Annotated in this window: 19 protein-coding genes and 1 pseudogene; 9 read left to right on the forward strand and 11 right to left on the reverse strand. The window is 62.6% G+C overall.

Annotated features, from left to right (window positions below; all coding sequences use genetic code 11):
• Positions 1-180: 180 nt before the first annotated feature.
• Positions 181-975, forward strand: coding sequence for a DUF4097 domain-containing protein (locus LAN64_06680; GenBank protein MBZ5567521.1), 795 nt, complete (start codon positions 181-183; stop codon positions 973-975).
• Positions 976-1052: 77 nt separating this feature from the next.
• Here the strand turns inward: LAN64_06680 and bstA are convergent, their stop codons facing one another.
• On the reverse strand, positions 1053-1589 hold the full coding sequence (bstA, locus tag LAN64_06685) for a bacillithiol transferase BstA (protein ID MBZ5567522.1): 537 nt from the start codon (positions 1587-1589) through the stop codon (positions 1053-1055).
• A 249-nt stretch (positions 1590-1838) separates the two neighbouring features.
• Between bstA and LAN64_06690 the strand changes: the two genes are divergently transcribed.
• Positions 1839-2210, forward strand: coding sequence for a sulfurtransferase (locus LAN64_06690; GenBank protein MBZ5567523.1), 372 nt, complete (start codon positions 1839-1841; stop codon positions 2208-2210).
• 105 nt (positions 2211-2315) lie between these two features.
• Here the strand turns inward: LAN64_06690 and LAN64_06695 are convergent, their stop codons facing one another.
• On the reverse strand, positions 2316-2633 hold the full coding sequence (locus LAN64_06695) for a PilZ domain-containing protein (protein MBZ5567524.1): 318 nt from the start codon (positions 2631-2633) through the stop codon (positions 2316-2318).
• A gap of 375 nt (positions 2634-3008) precedes the next feature.
• On the opposite strand from LAN64_06695, the gene LAN64_06700 reads away from it, so the two are divergent.
• Both LAN64_06700 and LAN64_06705 read left to right on the forward strand, forming a co-directional pair.
• Positions 3009-3347: a hypothetical protein gene (locus LAN64_06700; protein MBZ5567525.1), complete on the forward strand. Its 339-nt coding sequence runs from the start codon at positions 3009-3011 to the stop codon at positions 3345-3347.
• A gap of 23 nt (positions 3348-3370) precedes the next feature.
• Positions 3371-3742, forward strand: a complete 372-nt coding sequence (locus LAN64_06705; protein ID MBZ5567526.1) for a hypothetical protein — start codon at positions 3371-3373, stop codon at positions 3740-3742.
• Between the two features lie 155 nt (positions 3743-3897).
• Here LAN64_06705 and LAN64_06710 read toward each other — a convergent pair whose 3' ends face one another.
• From LAN64_06710 to LAN64_06735, 6 genes and pseudogenes are all read right to left on the reverse strand, one after another.
• Positions 3898-4356 carry a hypothetical protein gene (locus LAN64_06710; protein MBZ5567527.1) on the reverse strand — a complete coding sequence of 153 codons (459 nt, stop codon included), beginning with the start codon at positions 4354-4356 and terminating at the stop codon, positions 3898-3900.
• A gap of 111 nt (positions 4357-4467) precedes the next feature.
• Complete coding sequence (gene dusB, locus LAN64_06715; GenBank protein MBZ5567528.1) at positions 4468-5556, reverse strand: tRNA dihydrouridine synthase DusB; 1089 nt, start codon at positions 5554-5556, stop codon at positions 4468-4470.
• Between the two features lie 63 nt (positions 5557-5619).
• Complete coding sequence (gene rpmE, locus LAN64_06720; protein ID MBZ5567529.1) at positions 5620-5859, reverse strand: 50S ribosomal protein L31; 240 nt, start codon at positions 5857-5859, stop codon at positions 5620-5622.
• A gap of 185 nt (positions 5860-6044) precedes the next feature.
• The gene (locus LAN64_06725; protein ID MBZ5567530.1) at positions 6045-6323 is read right to left on the reverse strand and encodes an HU family DNA-binding protein; all 279 of its coding nucleotides are present in this window, start codon (positions 6321-6323) and stop codon (positions 6045-6047) included.
• Between the two features lie 169 nt (positions 6324-6492).
• Positions 6493-10131 carry a transcription-repair coupling factor gene (mfd, locus tag LAN64_06730; protein MBZ5567531.1) on the reverse strand — a complete coding sequence of 1213 codons (3639 nt, stop codon included), beginning with the start codon at positions 10129-10131 and terminating at the stop codon, positions 6493-6495.
• Positions 10132-10204: 73 nt separating this feature from the next.
• Positions 10205-10874 (reverse strand): annotated as a pseudogene (locus tag LAN64_06735) (YdeI/OmpD-associated family protein).
• Positions 10875-10941: 67 nt separating this feature from the next.
• Between LAN64_06735 and LAN64_06740 the strand changes: the two are divergent.
• Complete coding sequence (locus LAN64_06740; protein ID MBZ5567532.1) at positions 10942-12273, forward strand: APC family permease; 1332 nt, start codon at positions 10942-10944, stop codon at positions 12271-12273.
• Between the two features lie 43 nt (positions 12274-12316).
• Here LAN64_06740 and LAN64_06745 read toward each other — a convergent pair whose 3' ends face one another.
• Positions 12317-13105 (reverse strand): FRG domain-containing protein, encoded by a 789-nt coding sequence (locus LAN64_06745; GenBank protein ID MBZ5567533.1) that lies wholly within the window; start codon positions 13103-13105, stop codon positions 12317-12319.
• A 212-nt stretch (positions 13106-13317) separates the two neighbouring features.
• On the opposite strand from LAN64_06745, the gene hemL reads away from it, so the two are divergent.
• Entirely contained in the window at positions 13318-14616 is a 1299-nt protein-coding gene (hemL, locus tag LAN64_06750; GenBank protein MBZ5567534.1) for a glutamate-1-semialdehyde 2,1-aminomutase, read from the forward strand.
• A 422-nt stretch (positions 14617-15038) separates the two neighbouring features.
• Here the strand turns inward: hemL and galU are convergent, their stop codons facing one another.
• The gene (galU, locus tag LAN64_06755; GenBank protein ID MBZ5567535.1) at positions 15039-15920 is read right to left on the reverse strand and encodes a UTP--glucose-1-phosphate uridylyltransferase GalU; all 882 of its coding nucleotides are present in this window, start codon (positions 15918-15920) and stop codon (positions 15039-15041) included.
• A gap of 187 nt (positions 15921-16107) precedes the next feature.
• Here galU and LAN64_06760 point away from each other — a divergent pair, with 187 nt between their 5' ends.
• Genes LAN64_06760 through LAN64_06770 form a run of 3 tightly spaced genes read left to right on the forward strand, consistent with a single transcriptional unit; the run spans position 16108 to position 19010 of the window.
• Positions 16108-16863, forward strand: a complete 756-nt coding sequence (locus LAN64_06760) for an ATP-binding protein (protein MBZ5567536.1) — start codon at positions 16108-16110, stop codon at positions 16861-16863.
• Positions 16864-16866: 3 nt separating this feature from the next.
• Complete coding sequence (locus LAN64_06765) at positions 16867-17751, forward strand: hypothetical protein (protein MBZ5567537.1); 885 nt, start codon at positions 16867-16869, stop codon at positions 17749-17751.
• Positions 17752-17795: 44 nt separating this feature from the next.
• A complete protein-coding gene (locus LAN64_06770; GenBank protein MBZ5567538.1) occupies positions 17796-19010 on the forward strand; it encodes a hypothetical protein in 1215 nt (404 codons plus the stop codon).
• A gap of 78 nt (positions 19011-19088) precedes the next feature.
• Here LAN64_06770 and LAN64_06775 read toward each other — a convergent pair whose 3' ends face one another.
• Positions 19089-20630: a hypothetical protein gene (locus LAN64_06775; GenBank protein ID MBZ5567539.1), complete on the reverse strand. Its 1542-nt coding sequence runs from the start codon at positions 20628-20630 to the stop codon at positions 19089-19091.
• Between the last annotated feature and the right edge of the window lie 64 nt (positions 20631-20694).

Below are 20694 nucleotides of genomic sequence, written 5' to 3' on the forward strand. Positions count from 1 at the left end.
GGTCCGATTGCACCGCAAAGCGTGGGGGCTCCTCCGCTTGGCACGCATCTTGAATCAGGACTTGTAAGCTGCGCTCCGCCACAGCATCTCACGCGCCGGGCTGGACAATTTCCCGCGAACCGCCGCCACCTCGCTTACGTATGTCTCTCCAATGCGTCTGACGCGACGAAGGGGTGTGCCATGACACGAAACCACCGTTTCCGCTTGCTGTTGGTTCTCGCCGCCGTTCTCGGGCTGTGCTCGCTGAGCCGCGCGCAGCAGGGCACCGGCGACAATTTTCACTGGACCGGCAGGCTGGCCGCCAACCAACTCCTGCAAATCAAGAACATCAACGGACCGATTGACGCCGAGGGCATCCCGGGGGACACGATCGGCGTTTCCGCCGTCAAAGGCGGCCCCGACCGCGACAAAGTGCGCATCGAAGTGGTGCAGAGCGGCGATGGAGTAACCATCTGCGCGGTTTATCCTGGTGGCAACTGCAGCGGCGACGGCAGCACGCACGAGCACGGCAGCATCAAGGCACACGTGGACTTCACCGTGCGCGTGCCGCGCAACCTGCGCTTCTCCGCCACCAGCGTCAACGGCCACGTCAAGGCCGAAGACATGGGACGTGCGGTCAAGCTGACCACCGTGAACGGCGGCATTGATGCCTCCAGTTCGGCGTGGGTATCGGCAACCTCGGTCAACGGCAGCATCAAGGTCAGCATGGGCAGCGCCGACTGGGACGGCAAGCTGAAGATTGCCACCGTCAACGGCTCGGTCACGCTCACCGTGCCCACCGACTTCAGCGCCGAGGTGCGCTTCAGCTCGGTCAATGGCTCTCTCAATACCGATTTCCCGCTGACCGTGGAGGGCAAAGGGTTCGGCATTGGTCCGAAGAGTATTCACGGCACCATCGGCAAAGGCGGGCGCGAACTGGAAGTGTCAACCGCGAACGGCAGCCTGCACATCAACAGGGGAAAAGCGGCGCTGTAGAAGAGGAGCTGGTAGGTAGGCGTTAGTAGTTGGGTTGGCATTTGCGAGTAGGAGTTAACGGGTCCAGCGCGACTTATCTACCATCCCATCCTCTTCCGCAGGCTCGTGATGTGCGCCACGTGATGCTTGCCGTGCCAGGCGTACAAGCCGAGGTAGCGGTCCAGATTCAACTCACCCAACTCCGGATGTTTGAGCTTGTACTCGAACTGCTGCGGCGTCATGGCGCGCAGCAGCGCCACCCAGCGATGATGCAGCGCCTCCAGCAGCACCAGGGAAGTCTCGATCGGCACCTGCACGTCGGCCAGCTCCGCCCACAGCTTTTCGTCGTACGGCTTGATCGTGGGGTTGGGCTCGGTCAGCGCCAGCTTGAAGCGGATATAGGCATTCATGTGGCTGTCGGGGACGTGGTGCGCCACCTGGCGCAGGGTCCATCCGCCGGGACGATACGGCGTGTCCAGTTGCGACTCGCGCAAGTTGTGCACCGCGCCGCGCAGCCGTTCCGGAGCGGCCGCGATCTCGCCGATGAAACGACGCCGCTGATCGTCGGTGTACGGCCCTTCGTAGTTGAACTTGCCGATGGGATAGCTCAGGTCGGGGGTAGCTGTGCTGCTCATGCGCACATTGTAGAGCAGTTTCAGAATTAGTGTAGCCGAGAGAGGAAACAGCGAGATCCCTCGGCTCGGGTTTCCCGCGCACGACCACCCCGGCAAGAACGCGCGGGAGTCCTTCCTTGCTCAGGACGACATCGGCGGCGGGAAGATGAACCGGCTCTAGCCTCAACTCCGCTGCAGGTCAGCTTGCGTGCGCAGCTTTTCAGTCTGACCCACTTTTCAAAATACAAATTGCAAATTTACAATCCCTCTATGCAGCACTCACCGCGATTTCTCCAACTCGTCAACGATGCCAAGAAGCGCGTACGCGAAACCACCGTGGACGAGATCAAGCGCCGCCTCGACTGCGGCGACAAGTTTGTTCTGGTGGACGTGCGGGAAGAGAGCGAGTACGCCAAGGACCACCTGCCCGGGGCGATTCATCTCGGCAAGGGCATCCTCGAGCGCGACATTGAGGCGAAGGTTCCGGAGACCTCTGCCGAAATCGTTCTCTATTGCGGCGGCGGCTTCCGCTCCGCCCTGTCCGCCGACAGCCTGCAAAAGATGGGCTACAGCAACGTGATCTCGATGGACGGCGGCATCCGCGAGTGGCGGGAAAAAAAGTACCCGCTCACCGACAAGTAACAGGCAGTGCCAGCGCGGTGCGGGATGGGATCGGGCAGGTTTTCCGTCAGGTCTTGGGCGTCGTTTGCGGCATCTGTGCCTTGTCCTTGCGGCGGCAAACCGGAACTAACAACTACGTCCGTCTGCCGCCAGGGCACACAGGTCCTTGATCGCTTCCCGGTGGCCGTCGCGCGAGTAGAGAAACTCGAGCCCGTGGTCGGTGCCGCGGGTATTGCGTACCGTGGCATAAACCCCGATCAGCGGCGGCATGTCGAGACGAACCACTTCGCCGATATAGAGTTGGTCGGCGAGCGTGGCGCCCACGCCGCCTTCGCCGACGACGCGGCAGCGGCCGTGGACTTTGCGGATGGGTGTGTCCTCCCAGAAGACAATCGCCGTCAGAGACCGGTCGATGGCGTAGCGTGGAAACCGACGGATTTGCACGGCGGGTCACTCCTCCTGCGAAGCTCAATTGTACGAATTCTCGCCGCCGGAGGGCACGGCACCAAAGTCGCTGCCGTGAGGTAACGCAGCGAGCGCTGGTTGAAAATCGCATAGCATCGTAGAACGATATAGTTCCCAAGCAAGTGCCGGCTGGTGGTACGCCGCCGGCGCAAGCAAAGACGGCGTAACTATTGGACATGTCCGAAAGATCGCGTTGCAGGCGGCGCCTGCTTTGGGCCGCCAATCTCGCCCTCGCCTCTGGGTACGAAGGTGCAGCGCCTGCCGTAATTTGGTACATGTCCGCCAGGTAGGCTAGCATCCTCGGTGTACGGGGCGTTGCATTGGAACTGTCCTCCCCCAAAAAGCGAGGACGCCATGTTAGTACAAGCACGCCAGGGCGTTCCGTTTGGGACGCACATCCGCTATCGCACCGCAGGGGGAGAATGGTACGCGGGAGAGACCGTGGACATTCGAGACTCGGAACTGAAGTTGCTGTGCGACGAGCCGCTGGAATTGCATGCCGACGTCGACATCCTTCTCCCCTCGAAAGTGCAAGTCAAGGGACGCGAGTTGCCGCTCAACCTGCTGTGTACGGGCCGGGTGGTCGGCCGCGTTCTGGCCAACTGGCCCGATTTGCGGTGCGCGCTGGTGGTCAGCATTTCCGGCTGTCAGATCTGGTCCGAACCGGGCGGCGGTGAAGCCAACACCGCGTGATCCGACGCAGTTGGAGGTAGGACATGGAGCCCTTACAGGGCGAGTCGTACGGCCGCCGCGGCTGTCGCATCACGCGCCGTCTCCCACTGATGCTCCACTGGCGCGAAGCGCAGGGAGCCTGGCGGGAAATCCCGGCGGAAACCAAGATCCTCAGCCGGCACGGCTGCCTGGTGGCTTGCTGTGCCAGGATCAAACTGCATGATGAGGTCATGATCTGGTGGCTGGAAAAAATGAGCTACGCCCGGGCGCGCGTCGTATTTCGGTCGGTCAGCCCGAACAGCGATTCGGTAGAGATCGCGTTCGAGTTCTTGGATAGCGAGGATTTCTGGGGGCTCAATTTCCAGGACACGGTTCCGCAGCATTGCGAACCCGACCATACTGTACTGCTGCGCTGAGCCGTGACATGAGATAACTCCCGCGGTTACTCGACTCCGCCCAGGGGAGGCTCCGGACACGGAGGAAACTCCACTCCCTCGAAAATTACCCTTCGACTTCGCTGGGGGTTGGAATGACAAGTCGCTGGCAGTGACCGCCAGAAGCCGGCCGGCGATCAGATTTTCTCGCGATAAATCTCGTTCACCATCTGGTTGGCTTCGTGGCTTTCCACCAGCACACAACGGATGCCGTGCTTCAACCACATGTCGCACACCGGGGGGCGGTCTTCGATGACCAACTGGATCCGTTTCTTCGGCCAGCGCTGCAGGACTTCTTCCTTCATTTCGTAGTCGGGACGGTGGTCGCCGTCGCGGCGCATGAAGAGATCGGTGAAGGGAATGTCGTTTTTCTTCAGCCAAGCGACGGTGCGCTTGCGGTATAGCTCGGGGCGGCCGGTGGTGATGATGATGTCGTGATACTGCGCGAGCGACTGCACCCAGGCTACGGTGGAGGCGATGGGCCTGTCGAGGTCCATGGCTTCGAAAAAAGCTTTCCAGTTCTTCTTTTTTTCGCCGCGGATGTGGTGGAGACGATGGCGAACGTCAGCGAGCGTGCCATCGATGTCAACGAGCACAATGGGCCTCAGGTTCGACCCCGCGGGCACAGAAAAGGCTCTTGTCGGCTGCTGGCGGTGCACTCGACTCGTTCTTCGCGCTTTCGCAGTCATCTTCGGAGGAGTTCTGGGCTAGACGGCGATCGAGGGCTCGCGCAGGTTGGTCTCGAAAAATCGGTCGACGGCCTCGAGGATTTCGCGCTCCTCCCGTGCCTCGTACACCGCCTTGCGCAGGGCACTGCCGTTGCGGACGCCGTGTGTGAACCAGGAAGCGAACTGCTTCATCTTGCCGGCCGCGCCAGGCATTTGTTCCTCGATCAGCATCTGGAAATAGGTGCGGATCATGTCATAACGGTCGCGCTCGCTGGGCTCGTCGTAGGCGCCGGTAGCGGCGTGCTGCGCGATCTGGCGGAAGATCCACGGATTCGAGGCAGCGGCGCGGCCGATCATCACCGCATCACAGCCGGTCTGCGCAATCATGGCGCAGCCGTCCTGCGGCGAGCGAATGTCGCCGTTGCCGATCACCGGGATTCGCACCGCATTCTTGACCGCGGCGATCCAGCCCCACTGCGCCGTGCCGCCGTAGCCCTGCTCGCGGGTGCGGGCATGAAGGGCGACCGCCTGCAGGCCGCAGTCTTCGGCCAGGCGCGCCAGGTCTACGCAGACGATCTCGTTGTCGTTCCAACCGGCGCGAAACTTCACGGTGAACGGAATCTTCACCGCCGCGCGCACGGCGCGGAGAATTTCGCCGATGCGCGGCAGGTCGCGCAGCAGTCCCGAGCCGCCGTTGCACTTGACGACCTTCTTTGCCGGGCAGCCCAGGTTCAGGTCCACCAGGTCGAAGCCGAGATCTTCGACTATGCGGGCCGCGTCGGAAAGCGCCGCCGGGTCGCTGCCGAACAGTTGCGCCGAGATGGGATGCTCGTCGTCGTAGAAGTGGAGGTAGCGTCCGCGCATGCGCTTGTCGCGCAGCATGCCGTCGGCGGAGGTGAACTCGGTCATGATCAGGCCGCAACCGCCGAGATTGCGGATGAAGCGGCGGAAAACCGTGTCGGTGACGCCGGCCATGGGCGCCAGAACGGTGGCCGGGGAGAGCGTCACGCCGCCGATCTGGAACACGGCGGGCACCGGCGCCTGCGGGCGGGCGGCGTCGGTCGAGACCGGGTTTTCCCAGCGCTTGTGCACGGTTCTATTGTACGGATTGAGTGCAAGTCGCGTCATCACGGTTCTTGGCAGACTTCGATGACGCTGCCTTCAGTATCGCGAATTTCCCACCAACGGAGGTTACTTCGTGTCTGCGGTTTTTTCCGCGGTTGCAGGCTCTTTCTTAGCGTACTTGCGGCGGAAGCGCTCGACGCGTCCGGCGGTGTCAATCAACTTCTGTTTGCCGGTGAAGAACGGATGGCACGCGGAGCAGATTTCCACGTGGATGTCGCCTTTGTGCGTGGAACGAGTGGTAAAGGTACTGCCGCAGGCGCAATGCACACGCACTTCTTCGTAAACGGGATGGATGGCTGCCTTCATGGGACTGCAAGTTCCTTTCGCGAAACCCCTATTTTAGCGGATGAAAGCAGGTTGGGCAAACCGGCGGTCTGGCCGGCGCTGTTTCAGTGAAATTGGAAGCTCGCGGAGGTCACAGCAAAACGATACGGCAGGCGTGCGGCCTGCCGATCGAGGAAGCGGATCGATAACACCTGGTTCAGCCGGTGTTACCTGCGGTTGACCGCCTTCTTGAGATCGATGCCCGGGGTGAACTTGGCGACCTTGCGAGCGGCGATCTTAATCAGCGAGCCGGTCTGCGGATTGCGCCCGTTGCGCGCCTTGCGCTGCGAGACGGAGAAGGTTCCGAAGCCCACCAGCGTAACGCGTTCGCCTTTCTTCAGGGCGGCGGTAACGCTGTCGGCAAGGGTGTCAATGGCCGCGGCGGCCTGCGTCTTGCTGCACTTGGTGGAGGTGGCAATCCGGTCAACAAGATGGCCTTTGTTCATGGTGCTCTCCTGGCAGGTCTTGCAAGTTCCCCACCCCACGGGGTTTTGTCAGACCTGGCGCGCGCCTATTCTCCCCTTCTTGACCTGAAAGTCAAGAACAGACGCGGGTTTTGGGCGATTTTCCTGTGCAAAGCCGGGGATGGGACTCTGCATGGTTACGGCGGCTAGTCTAGTCGGAAGCGGCCAGTTGCGGGCCGGGCTGCGCTACCCGTCCCGCCGACAGGTCATCGAGCAGCTGCTTGAGGCGGGTGAGGATGTCGGCGGCGGCGGTGGATTGGAGGCAGAACTTGAGCACGCCGGCGGGGGTGAATTGCGCGCGCGTTTGCGCAGCGACGAAACGCGCCAGCCGTTCCGGGTCAACGGCGGCGTTGCCGCTGAAACGAATGCTGACCAACTCCCGTTTGCGCTCGATGCCGGACACGCCCACACGCTGCGCCATCAACTTCAGGGTGGCGTAGGCGAGCAAATTGCGCACCGCGACGGGCGGCTCGCCGTAGCGATCTTCCAGTTCGGCGCGCACGTCGTTCAACTGCGACTCGCTTTCCACCCCGGCAACGCGCTTGTACATGCGCAGGCGCTGGTTTTCCTGCGGGATGTATTCGGCGGGAATGCGGATGTTGAGGCCCAGGTTGAGTTGCGTCTCGACCTCTACGGCCGTGACTTCGCCTTTCAACTCGCGGACCGTGCGCTCCAGCATCGAAGTGTAAAGTTCGAATCCGACCGCATCAACGTGGCCGCTCTGCTCGCCGCCGAGCAGATTACCCGCGCCGCGAAGTTCCAGGTCGAGGGCGGCGATCTTGAACCCGGCGCCGAGGTCGGAAAACTCTTTCAGCGCGGCGAGACGACGGCGGGCGAGCGGAGTCAATTCCGTGTCCGCCGGAATCAGCAGGTAAGCATAGGCGCGGCGGTTGGAGCGCCCGACGCGCCCGCGTAACTGGTACAGCTCGCTCAGGCCGTGGCGGTCGGCGCGATTGACGATCATGGTGTTGCAGAGCGGGATATCGAGGCCATTTTCGATGATGGTCGTGGCCACCAGCACGTCGGCGTCGTGCCGCATGAACGCCAGCATGACTTTTTCCAGCTCGCTCTCGCTCATCTGGCCGTGTCCCACGATCACCCGCGCCCGCGGCGCCAATTCCTGCACGCGGGCGGCGATTTCGTAGATGGTGTCCACGCGGTTGTGCACCACGTAGGCTTGGCCGCCGCGCTCCAGCTCGCGCTCAATGGCGGACTTGACCAGCTTTTCGTCCCAGGCGGCGACCACGGTTTCTATCGCAATGCGATCTTTCGGAGGCGTCTCGATCACGCTCATGTCTCGCAGGCCGACCAGCGACATGTGGAGCGTCCGCGGGATGGGCGTGGCCGACATGGTAAGCACGTCCACCTCTTTCTTGAGTTGCTTGAGCCGCTCCTTGTGGCGCACGCCGAAACGCTGCTCCTCATCCACCACGACCAGGCCGAGATCGGAAAACTTGATGTCCTTGGAGAGGAGGCGGTGCGTGCCGATCAGGATGTCTACCTTGCCCTGCTCGACCTTCTCGACGATCTCCTTCTGCTGGCGGGCGGTGCGGAAGCGACTGATCATCTCCACCGTGATGGGAAAGGCGGCGAAGCGGCGCTTGAAGGTTTCGTAGTGCTGGAAGGCCAGCACCGTAGTGGGGGCCAGCACCGCCACTTGCTTGTTGTCGCTGACCGCCTTAAAAGCGGCGCGCATGGCCACCTCGGTCTTGCCGTAGCCGACGTCGCCGCAGAGCAAACGGTCCATCGGCTGCGGCTGCTCCATGTCCCTTTTCAAGTCCACGATAGCCTGCGCCTGATCCTCGGTTTCGTTGAACTCGAAGGCGTCTTCGAACTCGCGCTGCCACTCGGTATCGGACGGGAAGGCATGCCCCTCGGCCGTGTTGCGCAGGGCGTAGAGCTTGAGCAGTTCGTCGGCCATGTCCTTCATGGCCTTCTTGACGCGCGCCTTGGTCTTGGCCCATTGCTGCGTGCCGAGGCGGTTGAGCACGGGCTTGACGCCGCCCTCCGCCGAACGGTATTTCTGCACCAAATCCAAACGCGTGAGCGGAACGTAGAGGCGCGCGCCCTCGGCATACTCCAGGATCATGAACTCGGCTTTGTCGCCGTCGGCCTGCGCGATCTCCTTTAGCCCCTGGTACTGCCCGATGCCGTGCTCGACATGAACGACGTAGTCGGCGACGGCAAGATCGCGGAAGTCGGAGATGAAGGCGCTGGTTTTGGATTTGGAGCGCTGCGGGCGGACGATGACGTCTTCCGGTTCGTCAAACAGGTCGCGGGCGCCGAAAACGACCAAGCGGGCATCAGGAAGGGCGACGCCATCCGGCACACTTGCTTTTACCACAGTTGTAGTAGAGTCAACGCCCACCAAATAGGCGGCATCGTCCAGGTAACTTTCGCCCGGATGCGGGGTGCGCGAACCCAGGCGGAAGGGCACGCCGTAGTCGCTGAAGAGGTCGGCGACGCGTTCCACCTCGCCGGTGGAGGCAGCGGCAAACAGCACGCGCTTGCCCTCGGCCGACAGTTTCTTGACCTCGTCCACCATGGCGGGCACGGAGCCGTGAAAACGGGTCGTGGGTTGGGACAGGAAGCCGAGGGTCGATGGTCGCTGGTCGATCGCAGCATCAGTGTCGGCGGTCGACGGTCGACGGTCGACGGCAAATTCTTCCAACGCGAGCCCGAGGCGCTGAAGATCGGCGCGGGGCAAGGTGTTCAGCTTGCCCTCGAACTCGTCGGGCGCGAGGTAAAGTTCCTCGGGGCGTACCAGGTTGCCGACGCCGCTGCGCGCGTGCATGTCGCGCACACGTCCCCACCAGCGCTCGGCTTCGGCACGCAGGTCGGCCGGCTCATCGGCGAGCACGGCAACGTTGGACAGCAGATCGAAGACGGTGTAGTCCGCGCCCGCAACCGCGGCATAAAACTCCCACCCCGGGAAGACGCCGACGCCGCCGGCGCGCACCGCTGCCTGGACCACATCATCCTCGCCGCTCACGCGTTTGCCGGAAAGCCGGGAATGAATCGCCGCCAGCGTGTCCTCACGCATGGGAACGTCGGTGAGCGGCAATAGCAGCGCCTCTTCTACAGATGTAGTAGAACGCTGCGTGCCGGGATCGAACTTGCGAATGGACTCGACCTCATCGCCGAACAGCTCAACGCGCAGCGGGCGATCGGCCTCCGGCGGGTAAACGTCGAGAACGCCGCCGCGCAGGGCGTACTCGCCGGGCATTTCGACCACGTCGGAGGCGGTGTAGCCCAGCGTGTTCAGGTGCTGCAGCAGCGGCTCGGTGTCCAGCGTCTCGCCGCGCCGTATGGTGCGCGCCATCTCGCCATAGAATTCGGGCGCGCGCAGGCGCATGGCGGCCGCGGTAACCGGGACGATCACCACGGAGGCGGCGCCGGCCGCGATCTTGGCCAGGGTGGCGGCGCGCTCTTCCTGGATCTCCGGGTGTGGCGATAGTCCCTCGAAGGGCAGCACGTCGGGGGCAGGCAGGACGAGCACAGTGTCAGAGCTGGTAGCGCGGTCGGAGTGCGGTGCGATGGCGCCGGTGAGTTCGCCGAACGCGGCAACCACCGGCTGGAGATTTTCCGCAGCACGGTTGTCGGAAACCAGCACGATCAGCGTCTTGCCGGCGGCACGATGCAGCAGCGCGATGAACAGGGCCTTGGCCGTCGGCGTGAGTCCAGAGACTCTTATCCGCCCCGCGCCGGTCTTGAGGTGGGAGGCGGCACGCGTGAAGGCGGGCAAAGTTTCCACGTCCGCAAGAAGATCGCGGACGAAAGGGAGGACCATGCTGGTTTGATTCTAACAGCCAGAATGAGGAGCGACCGGCAGTTGGCTTTTTTTGTACCGGGCCGGGAAAGCCTCAGCCGTTCCTTCGTTTCTCCGCGTACTCGGCCGCCAGTTCGACCGCCTTGGCGACGCGCCGCGCCCGCGACTCAGGATTGCGGTAGTAGAAAATCGCCAGCAACTGCGCGCGCCGCTGCCCCGGCGACATGCGCTGCCAGCCTTCCCATGCATGCGGAACGCGCGCGAACTCGCGCTGCAGCAGCGGCGGCAGCTCCTGCTCGGCTTCCATGGTGGCCAGCAGGCGCTCGGCAATCGGCGCGGCGCACGCGCGCTTCGCCGCTCTTCACCTCAGTGATCCAGTCCGCGATGTACTTGCGAGTGGAGTAGTTCAGCGCTTCGTACCAGCGCAGCAGCGCGCGGTCCCCGGCCATAGAGCGCCTCAATTCGCTGGTGAGGCTGACGGTGCGCTCTTCGGTGTCGGGCTCCAGCCGGAATTTCGCCATGCTGCCGGCGACGGTCCCGCTGCCACGCAGCATGCGCTTGTTCACCAGCACGAAATGATCGCCCGAGCGTGCGGGAAACAGCGTGCTGCGGAACCGGAAGCCGTTGATCTCGCCCTTGACTTTCGGCCGCCGTGTTCCCCAGGTTTTCAACACGTCGAACGGCACGCGCGCGATCACCCAACCGAGCCGGCCCGGAAGGCGCTCCAGGGCGGCCGCAAACGATTTCGGTTTCGCTGCGCTCATGCGGACGGTCGGACATTATCGCGCATTCGTTGTTACGCCGCGGTTCTGACTTAGTTATATTCGCCGGATGCCGACCGCTCCGAGAGTTCGACGCAGTCTGGGCCTGCTGCCGATGATCGCCGCCACCTTTTTCATGGTTTCCGGTGGGCCGTACGGACTCGAGGACCTGGTTCAGAAGGCGGGTTACGCCCGCGCGCTTATCGTGCTGGTCGTGCTGCCGTTCATCTGGAGCCTGCCCACGGCGTTGATGGTGGGCGAGCTTTCCGGCGCGCTGCCGGAGGAGGGTGGCTACTACGTCTGGGTGCGCCGGGCGCTGGGGCCGTTCTGGGGATTTCAGGAAGCGTGGCTGTCGCTGCTGGCCTCCATCTTCGACATGGCCATCTACCCCACGCTGTTCGTGCTCTACCTGGGACAGTTCGCGCCGTCGCTGGGCCGCGGACGCAACGGGCTGTTGGTGGGCGCGGCGGTGGTGGCGACGGCGGCGCTTTGGAACATCGCGGGCATTCGCGCGGTGGGAAAAAGTTCGGTGTACCTGATGCTCGCGTTGCTGTTGCCCTTCGCGGCTATGACAGTTTACGCGATGTGGCCGGCTGGCAGCGCGGTCTCGCACGGCTCGTCGATGGATTTTCTCGGCGCGCTCTCGGTCGCCATGTGGAACTACATGGGGTGGGACAACGCGTCCACCATCGCGGGCGAAGTCCAGGACCCGCAACACACCTATCCGCGGGCGATGATCGGTGCGGCGGTTCTGGTGGCGGTGGTGTACGTCATCCCGGTCGCCGCGGCGATGCTGGCCGGCATTGACGCGAGCGCATGGACTACGGGCGCGTGGGTCGAAGCCGCAGGCGCGCTCGGCGGACGCTGGCTGGGGCTGGCCGTGGTGGCCGGCGGGATGATCTGTGGTCTCGGCATGACCAACGCATTGGTGCTATCCTACACGCGCGTGCCCTTCGCCATGGCGCGCGACGGATTTCTGCCGGCGGCGTTTTTGCGCGTGCATCCGAAAACCGGGGCGCCGTGGGTGTCGATCCTGGCGTGCGCGGTGGCGTGGACGGTATGCCTCCCGCTGGGATTCGAGCGCCTGGTGCTGATTGACATCATCCTCTACGGCGTGGCGTTGCTGCTGGAATTTGTCGCGCTGGTCGTGCTGCGCGTGCGCGAACCGGACTTGCCGCGGCGATTTCGCGCACCGGGCGGGCTGGTCGGCGCCGCTGCGTTGGGAGTCGGACCGTCGGCCCTGCTGGTGCTGACCTTCGTGCGCGGCGAGTCGGAGCGCGCCGGACCGGTCACCGCGCTGGGATTGGGAGCGATCCTGGGATTGTTGGGCGTGCTGGTGTATTTCGCGGTGAGAGAATTTCAGCCACGGATTTCCGCGGATGAACGAGGATCGGAACAATAAATAAAAAATCCGTGTGAATCCGTGCCAATCCGTGGCGGCGCTTTCAAATTCTCGGCGTGTAGTGCCGCATCAGCCAGCGCGCGAGGCCGTCGAGGCCGGGGAAGAGGACACGCTCGGTGATGTTGGCCTGGTCGAGCTTGTCGCGCGCTTCCCACTTCAGTTCCGCGGGGATGATGATGCGGCGCAGCAGGTCGCCGTGCTCCTTCACCAGCCATTCGTCCAGGCGCGCCAGCGGGCTGGACATCATGGCGAAAATGGAAAACTGGTTGACGATGCGCTCGTCGAGCGAGGGCGGCTCGAGAAACACGGCGAAATCTTCTTTCGACAACTTCTCCAGCGCGAGCAGCGACCCGGCCGCCCTCTCTACCATTTCCACCGTGAATGCGTTGCAGCGTTCTTCGCTGAGTACCTCGCGCAGGGCTCTCGGCAGCAACTTGTGCACGGCGACGTAGTTCACGCACCAGATGATGCCGTCGCGGTCGTACTCCTGCAGTCCCTCGGTCGCGAAGTGCAGCGCGACGTAGGGGGAGTAACTCCAGTCAAGCAGGCGTGTGGGCACGCCGTGGTGCTGGGCGACGGAGAGCCAGTTCCATTCCGAGGCTTCGCGCACGGCGTCCTGGCGGGCATACTTTTTGAAGTTGCGCAGGATGTGGAATTCGACCTCACGGATGTTGCCGCCGAGTTTCATCAACCCGGTGCGCAGGTCGGCGGCGGCGTCACCCATACCGCGATAGACGAAATCGGAGCGGAAGCGCCGGATGGCCTGGTTCCAGGTGTTCTCGAAGAGCGCGCGGTTGAGCTCGGTCCAGTCCGTGACGCGTACGTCTTGCACGATGACTCCGATGTACCTCGGCGCGATTGTAGTCGGTTTTCACCACGGAGACACAAAAGGCACGGAGAAAGGGCGTTTTCTATTTCCTCTGTGTCCTCTCGCCTCCGAGGTGAATCAAGAATCCATATGCAGGTTTAGCGCCAGCACCCAGACCGGAGCGGCAGCTACCGGGCTGTTATAGTACGGAGTTTGCCATCGCGCAGGAGAACCCTATGGCCCGCAGATTCGACAAATCGCGCGAACTCCGCCTGCGCGCCGAAGCGGTTATTCCGGGCGGGGTGAACTCACCGGTGCGCGCCTTTCGCGCCGTGGGCGGCGACCCGCCGTTCATCACCCGCGGCGAAGGCGCGCGCATCTGGGATGCCGACGGCAACGAGTACCTTGACTATGTCGGTTCCTGGGGACCGCTGATTCTGGGGCACGCCGCCCCAACGGTGATCGAAGCGGCGATTGACGCGGCGCGCCGCGGCACCAGCTTCGGCGCATCAACCCCATCTGAAATCGATCTCGCCGAGGCCGTGCTCGACGCCTACCCCTCCATGGAGAATGTGCGCTTCGTCAACTCGGGGACGGAAGCGACCATGTCGGCCATCCGCCTGGCGCGCGCCTACACGCAGCGCAAGTACATCGTGAAATTCGAAGGCTGCTATCACGGCCACAGCGACGCGCTGCTGGTGAAGGCCGGCTCGGGCGTGGCGACGCTGGGCATCCCCGGCTCGGCCGGTGTGCCCGAGGAATTTGTGCAGTTCACGCTCGCGCTGCCGTACAACGATCCCAGCGCGGTCGAGGAGGCGTTCAAGAAATACAAGGGTCAGATCGCGTGCGTAATTGTGGAGCCGGTGGTCGGCAACATGGGTTGCGTGCCGCCGCAGAAAGGATACTTGGACGCGCTGCGCTACCTCACCTCGCGCGACAACGCGCTGCTCATCTTCGACGAAGTGATGACCGGCTTCCGCGTGGCCTTCGGCGGCGCGCAGGAACTGTACGGCACGCGTCCCGACCTGACCACGCTGGGCAAGATCATCGGTGGCGGCTTGCCGGTGGGCGCCTACGGCGGGCCCAGCGACATCATGGACATGATTGCGCCGCTCGGGCCGGTGTACCAAGCGGGCACGCTCTCGGGAAATCCTCTCGCCATGGCCGCGGGGCTGGCGACCATCCGCCACCTGCGCGACAACCGCGAAATCTACGGCCGCTTGGAACGCGTGGCGGCCACGCTGGTGGAGATGGTCACGGAAGCGGCACGCGAAGCCGGCGTGCAGGTGACCGCCAACCGCGTCGGATCCATGTTCACCTGGTTTTTTACTCCGGAGACGGTGACGGACTGGCTGGCAGCGGCGACCTGCGACACGCAGAAGTTCGGCCGCTTCCATCACGGTATGCTGAATGCCGGGGTGTACCTGCCGCCCTCGCAGTTTGAGGCGGCCTTCCTGAGCGCGGCCCACACCGACGAAGACATCAGCCAGACCATCGCGGCCGCGCGCGAAGCCTTCAGCGGCGTGTTGGTGTGACTCCAGGCTTCAGGCTCCAGGCTGCAGGCGTATGACGTGGGTGACGTCGTTCCTGAAGCCTGAGGCCTGCAGCCTACTGCAACACCACTACCGCGATATAGAGCGCGATCACCATTACCGTCCAGCCGAAGCCGATGGGGATCAGGAATTCCTCTTCGAATCTGCGATATTTGCCGCTGTCGGAAGCCATGGCCGCCCCTATATGCACCAGATTTCATTGCGGGATTGAATCGGAGGGGCTGCGAGTCGGAGGATCAGCTCGCGATTCCAGGGCGGTGCCGGGTCGAAGGCGCGCCGCGCGTATTCCCGTTACGCTCTACCAGCTTGGCAGCAGAATTGCCGGCACGTAAGCGACTTGGGTCACACACGCATGTGAGGGACGCTAACTTTGGTAACTACCACCAAAGTGGGAGGCGGCAACGCTATAGCTCCAGCTTCTTCATCCATTCGCGCAGCGGCCCGCCCAGATCCTCGCGCTTGAGGGCGAATTCCACCGTCGCCTTCAGGAATCCGAGCTTGTCGCCGGTATCGTGGCGCGTGCCGTCGAATTTGTAGGCATAGATTTTCTCCCGCTTGAGCAACTGGCGCATTCCGTCGGTGAGCTGCAATTCGCCGCCGGCACCCAGCGGGGTGTTTTCCAGCATTTCGAAAATGGTGGGCGTGAGGATGTAGCGCCCGATCACCGCCTGGTTCGACGGCGCTTCCTCGGGCCGCGGCTTCTCCACCAGATTTTGGATATCGAACAGCTTGCCTTGCCAGCGACCGTTTACCGGCTTGGCGTCAATCACGCCGTAGGCCGAGATCGCCTTGCCTTCGACGGTTTGCGTGGCGATCACGGACGATTGCGTCTCCTCGAACACCTCCACCATTTGCTTCAGGCAGGGGACCTCGGCGTCAATGACGTCGTCGGCGAGCAGCACGGCGAAGGGTTCGTAGCCGACGAGTTCGCGCGCCATCAGCACCGCGTGCCCCAGTCCCATCGCTTCCTTCTGACGCACGTAGGCGACGTGAATCATGTCGGAAATGTGGCGCACCACCGCCAGCAGTTCGGTCTTGCCGCGCTCCTCCAGCATTTTTTCCAGCTCGTAGCTGACGTCGAAATGGTCCTCGATGGCGCTCTTGCCGCGGCCGGTAACGATGATGATCTGGTCGCAGCCGGACGCCATCGCTTCCTCGACGCCGTACTGGATGATGGGCTTATCCACCAGCGGCAGCATTTCCTTCGGTTGCGCCTTGGTGGCGGGAAGAAAACGCGTGCCCAGGCCAGCAGCCGGGAACACCGCCTTACGGACTTTCATCTTCATGAGGACGCTCGCATCATGGGTGACAACACGCCAAACCGGATAAGGTAGCACAACGAAGCGCGGCGCTTTCCCGATTTCCTCTGCCGTCCACAGCAAATTCACTTCACTCGCACTCTCCCCGGTGCGCGTTACCATGAATTGCTCTTGCGCCCAACTCCGTCTTGTCGCAATGTATCTGCCGAGCCCCATGGACACCACCAAGCTGTGCCCGGTGTGCGCCGACACCGGTTGGAAGGCCATCGGCGCAGGCCGCGATCGCCGCGTCACCCGTTGTGACTGTCGCCGTCAGGAGCGCAATCAGAACCTGCTCCAGCAGGCGCGCATCCCCAAACGCTACGAACACTGTGAACTGTCCAACTTCGTCGCGCATAATCCCTTGCTGGCGAGGGCGAAGAAAGTTGCTGAGAAGTTCGTGGAATCTTATCCGGTCGAGAAGATGGGATTGCTATTGATTGGTCCTATCGGTGTCGGCAAGACTCACCTCGCCGCTGGAATCGCGCGCGAGTTGATACTGACCAAGGGAATTCAGTGCGTATTCTGCGATTACCGTGTACTACTGAAGCAAATCCAAGACACCTACGGACCACAATCGCAACAGAGTGAATTGCAAGTCTTGCAACCGCTGCTCGATACGGAAGTCTTGGTGCTGGATGAACTTGGGGCTTTGACGCCAACTGAGTGGGTACAAGAAACAGTTACTCGTATCATCAACGCTCGTTATAGCGATGCTAAGACAACCATCGTAACCACCAATTTCGCCGATGCACCTCCTGCCAAATCTCCGATTGAAGCCCATCCGGACCAGAGCCGCGCCAAACAAGCAAATGTTGAGGAAACTCTGGGCGACCGGGTAGGAGAGAGGGTACGTTCCCGCCTGCATGAGATGTGTCTATCCGTACCAATGAACGGCGATGACTACCGGCCTAGGAAGGGCAAACCGTAGGACATGGAAGAACCGTTGCCCAAGCTGAGTTGGTTCCCACTGTACGTGGAAAAGATTCTCAGCTCCAGTTCGTGGCTTCAGATGAAAGACTACCAGCGGGGCTGGTACATTCAGTTGCTGCTGTTGTCGGCACACTCGGTACGACCGGGGTATTTGCCTCTCGACGGGTCACTGTGGCGGCTTGCGGGTGCGCGCACGAAACAGTACTTCGAACAGGAGTCTGTGGTCGTGATGGCTTGCTTCAAGCGTCGGCAGATGGACGGGCGAGAATGGATCTACAACGAGCGTTTGGTCAGGGTGCTGGAGCAACAGGCGCGGCGTCAGATGGATTTCGACAGACGTGGAAAAAAAGGGAGTGGAAAAGACGATCAAAGACAAACATCCTTGTCTTTCTCTTCTTCTACTATCTCGATCTCACCTGACTTGATACAAAAAACAGTGGAGGAGCTGTTTGAATATTACTGCAACACGTTCACGCGCGATCCCCGATACAAGCTCACGGAATCCAGGCGAATGGCGTGTGCGCACCGGTTGATGGAATTGGCCGAGGAGAACGGCGGCGACTTCGATGTCGCCAAGCAGGCGGGTATGCAAGCGATTGGCAACCTCAGCCGGAGTGAATTTCATGTGGCGCACGGCTACTGTGATTGGCTCGACCACATTTTCAAATCGCCTGAGGTATTCCAAAAGCGCCTCGACATGAGGTCTTCCCCGGTGGTTCTCCAACCTGGCACCCGGGCAGGCTTCTTCGCAGATCCAGAATTCGGCAAGAATGAAGACTTGGACCGGTGGCTTTCCAGCGGCGTGCAGGACACGCAAGTACTGAAGCGAGCTCAAAGTGAAAGAGATCCCATCCCACCTGAACGCCACCGAGTCATAAACGGGTAAACCGGTTTCTAATCCGCGCTTCTCTGCGTTAGTCAACGGCTAGAATGGTTCTCGTGCTCCCCGTGCAGCTTGAATTCCGCCCTGAGCGCGATGGCGACCTCTTCGCCACCGTGCCCGCCGCGCCCGCGGTTTTCCTGCTGCGCGGAGGCGATCCGCAATCCAAGCCTTACGTCAGCAAGACTGCCAATCTTCGCCGTCGTCTCATTCGCCTGCTCGGCCCAAGCGAAGAGCGCACCCGCAAGCTCAACTTGCGCGATCGCGTCGCATCCATCGAATACGCGCCCACCGGCTCGGACTTTGAATCCAGCTTCGTTCTCTACCAAACCCTGCGCGAAGTTTTTCCCCAAACGTATCCGGACCGGCTGCGTCTGCGTCCGGCGCCGCTGGCCCGATTTCGCTTGGAGAACCGCTATCCGCGCGTCTCCATCACTACCCACTTGGGCAGCGGCAAGAGCGTTTACTACGGCCCCTTCCCCTCGCGCGCGGCGGCCGAGAAGTTCGCCACCGACGCGCTCGACTATTTCAAGATCCGCCGCTGCGTGGAGGAACTGAATCCCGATCCCGCGTTTCCCGGCTGCGTCTACTCAGAAATGAAGATGTGCCTGGCACCCTGCTTCAAGGGCTGCACCGACGAACAGTACGCCGCCGAAGTCGCGCGCGTCGAGACCTTCTTCGACTCGCGCGGCCAGTCGCTGATTCGCGAAATCTGTGCCGCCCGCGACAAGGCCTCCACCGACCTTGAATTCGAAACCGCGGCCGCTCTGCACGGCCAACTCGATAAGCTGAAACCTGTGGTCGCGCAATTGCCCGAAATCGTGCACCGCCTCGCCGGCCTCGCCGGCCTCTTGATTCAGCCGTCTGCGCAGCCCGATTCGGTGACCTTCTTCCGCCTTCAAGCCGGCTGCCTGTCCGACCCGATCGCCTTCCTTCTCAAGGTGGAGACTGAGTCTGCGTCCGGCCCGCGCAAGCCGCACTCCATGGAATCCCGCGTCACCGAAACGCTCGCCGCTGCGCCCGCTGCAGCTTGCTCGCGCCATGAAACCGTGGAGCACATGGCGATCCTCAAGCGTTGGTACTACCGCTCATCGAAAGTCGGGGAAATTTTTTTCGCCGAGGACAATGGCGAGCTTCCCATGCGCCGCATCGTGCGCGGCATCTCGCGCGTCTTTCGCGGCGAAAAACCCGCCGCCGACCTCAGCGAAACCGCGCGCAACTACTGGATCAACCGCGGGAGAGAAGCGGAATTGGGAAAAGACTAACCGCGGATTCACAATGATCAAGAACGTCAATCGCTGTTTCATTCTGACTTCTTAATTCTTAATTTCTTCGATCCGCGTTCATCTGCGTAAATCTGCGGCCAATTCCTTAATTGGGTGCTTGCGAAACACCACCCGCACCCCCTCTCTCCAGCGCTCATCCACCGCGACCAACTGCCACTCGATCGCCGGCGAAAGATACCGCAACAGCGTATCGGTCGCGGGATGCACGTGCAACGCGGGCGCAACCAGCAGCAGCAGCGGCGGCTCCGCCGAGAGCTCGCGTCCGGGAAAGTATCCGAACTTAGTAAACTCGCCGCGCTGCTGGTGCCAGCACACCCGCGCCCAGTAGTCCAGCCCTTGCAGCGGCAGGTGGATGTCCTCGTCGGCCTTTAACTCAATCACCGCCAGTCTGCGCTCCCGCGTCGCCGCCAGCACGTCAATCATGGCGCGGTCGGAGGCGGAAAACGCCGGCACCTGCGAGTACACGCAGGCCGCGTCCAGCCGCGCGTCAATCGCCGTAACATCGTGCAGGACCAGCGACTCCAGCCAGCGCTCCGGACACGCGCGCCGCAGCGGATGCAGCGGGTCGCTGTGCGCCTGCCGCGCCGCCCTGACCACCTCCACGAACGCGGCAAATTGCTCCGCGTTGTCGTCCGTTACCACGGTCTCGCTGGCGCCCGCGCCGAACACCAGCTCCTCGGATGCGCGAAACGATGCCTCGTTCATCGCCATGCGCGCCCGCGCGAACTCCAGGCCGTGCAGGCGCAACGCGATCTCGCCCGGCGAGACTATGGCAATGTCCGCCTGCGGTACAAGTGACAGCACACGCGCTATGGACGTTTGGAAGCGCGCGCGCGCGGCAGCTTCATCGGCGCAGCGCACCAGCCGCGTCTCGATGTTGCCCGCATCGCTGCAATCAATCTCCCGCATTTCGCCGCTGGGCTCGTGCACTTCCAACAGCCGCCACTTACAAGCGCCGCGCGCCAGGTGCGCCATGCGCGCCCGCACCACGGCCGAGGTCCCCGCGGGCACGAACAACGCCAGGCTCTCGACAAAATTCTTGCCGCAGCGCTCGCGCAAATTATCCAGCCACAATAGGCCGAATGTCAGCGAGCCATCAATGGACGCCTGCAACTCTTCCGCGTTCACGCCCAGCACCGCCGTCCACGCGTTGCCACGCCGCAGCACGCCGCGCGCGTACACCGGACCGAAGGAGTGCTCCAGGTCCGTGGAGGAAGTGAGCCGGCCGAGCTTGTGGGTGGGGAACTCGCGTTCGACCAGCCGCGTCAGCAGCGACCGGTACTGCGCGCGCGCCGTATTCTTGGCCGACACACTGCGCCGATCGCGGCTGCGGCAAATTTCCAGCTTCGTGGGGCGCGTCTGTCCGAAGCGCAGCACGGTTAACTGCAGCGAGTCCTTCCCGCTCTCCACTTCCAAAACCCGCCGAACGACATTCCTCTCGTGCGACCACAAGTGCAGCAGGCATTTCCCATGTTGCTCGGAGATCGAATACCGCGCCTCGCGCAGGTCGAACGCCACCGCGCCGTCTTCCAGCACGACAGCCTCGGTCGAGCCGCCGAGAAATTCCTGCAACTCGCGCGTTAGCAGTTCGAGGTTCATGCGAGCTGCTCATTGTTCCACCGCGGAGGCACCGTGACACGGAGAAAATCTGCACTCTCCAATC

The sequence above is a fragment of the Terriglobia bacterium genome, from assembly GCA_020073185.1.
Taxonomy (GTDB): domain Bacteria; phylum Acidobacteriota; class Terriglobia; order Terriglobales; family Acidobacteriaceae; genus JAIQGF01.

Excerpts from the sequence above, each read along its gene's own strand:
- LAN64_06705 (MBZ5567526.1), top strand. The coding sequence starts at position 3,371 with ATGGAGCCCTTACAGGGCGAGTCGTACGGCCGCCGCGGCTGTCGCATC.
- LAN64_06765 (MBZ5567537.1), top strand. The coding sequence starts at position 16,867 with ATGGAAGAACCGTTGCCCAAGCTGAGTTGGTTCCCACTGTACGTGGAA.
- LAN64_06770 (MBZ5567538.1), top strand. The coding sequence starts at position 17,796 with ATGGTTCTCGTGCTCCCCGTGCAGCTTGAATTCCGCCCTGAGCGCGAT.
- LAN64_06775 (MBZ5567539.1), bottom strand. The coding sequence starts at position 20,630 with ATGAACCTCGAACTGCTAACGCGCGAGTTGCAGGAATTTCTCGGCGGC.
- LAN64_06740 (MBZ5567532.1), top strand. The coding sequence starts at position 10,942 with ATGCCGACCGCTCCGAGAGTTCGACGCAGTCTGGGCCTGCTGCCGATG.
- LAN64_06700 (MBZ5567525.1), top strand. The coding sequence starts at position 3,009 with ATGTTAGTACAAGCACGCCAGGGCGTTCCGTTTGGGACGCACATCCGC.
- rpmE (MBZ5567529.1), bottom strand. The coding sequence starts at position 5,859 with ATGAAGGCAGCCATCCATCCCGTTTACGAAGAAGTGCGTGTGCATTGC.
- bstA (MBZ5567522.1), bottom strand. The coding sequence starts at position 1,589 with ATGAGCAGCACAGCTACCCCCGACCTGAGCTATCCCATCGGCAAGTTC.
- galU (MBZ5567535.1), bottom strand. The coding sequence starts at position 15,920 with ATGAAGATGAAAGTCCGTAAGGCGGTGTTCCCGGCTGCTGGCCTGGGC.
- LAN64_06690 (MBZ5567523.1), top strand. The coding sequence starts at position 1,839 with ATGCAGCACTCACCGCGATTTCTCCAACTCGTCAACGATGCCAAGAAG.
- dusB (MBZ5567528.1), bottom strand. The coding sequence starts at position 5,556 with ATGACGCGACTTGCACTCAATCCGTACAATAGAACCGTGCACAAGCGC.
- LAN64_06725 (MBZ5567530.1), bottom strand. The coding sequence starts at position 6,323 with ATGAACAAAGGCCATCTTGTTGACCGGATTGCCACCTCCACCAAGTGC.
- mfd (MBZ5567531.1), bottom strand. The coding sequence starts at position 10,131 with ATGGTCCTCCCTTTCGTCCGCGATCTTCTTGCGGACGTGGAAACTTTG.
- LAN64_06760 (MBZ5567536.1), top strand. The coding sequence starts at position 16,108 with ATGGACACCACCAAGCTGTGCCCGGTGTGCGCCGACACCGGTTGGAAG.
- LAN64_06680 (MBZ5567521.1), top strand. The coding sequence starts at position 181 with ATGACACGAAACCACCGTTTCCGCTTGCTGTTGGTTCTCGCCGCCGTT.
- hemL (MBZ5567534.1), top strand. The coding sequence starts at position 13,318 with ATGGCCCGCAGATTCGACAAATCGCGCGAACTCCGCCTGCGCGCCGAA.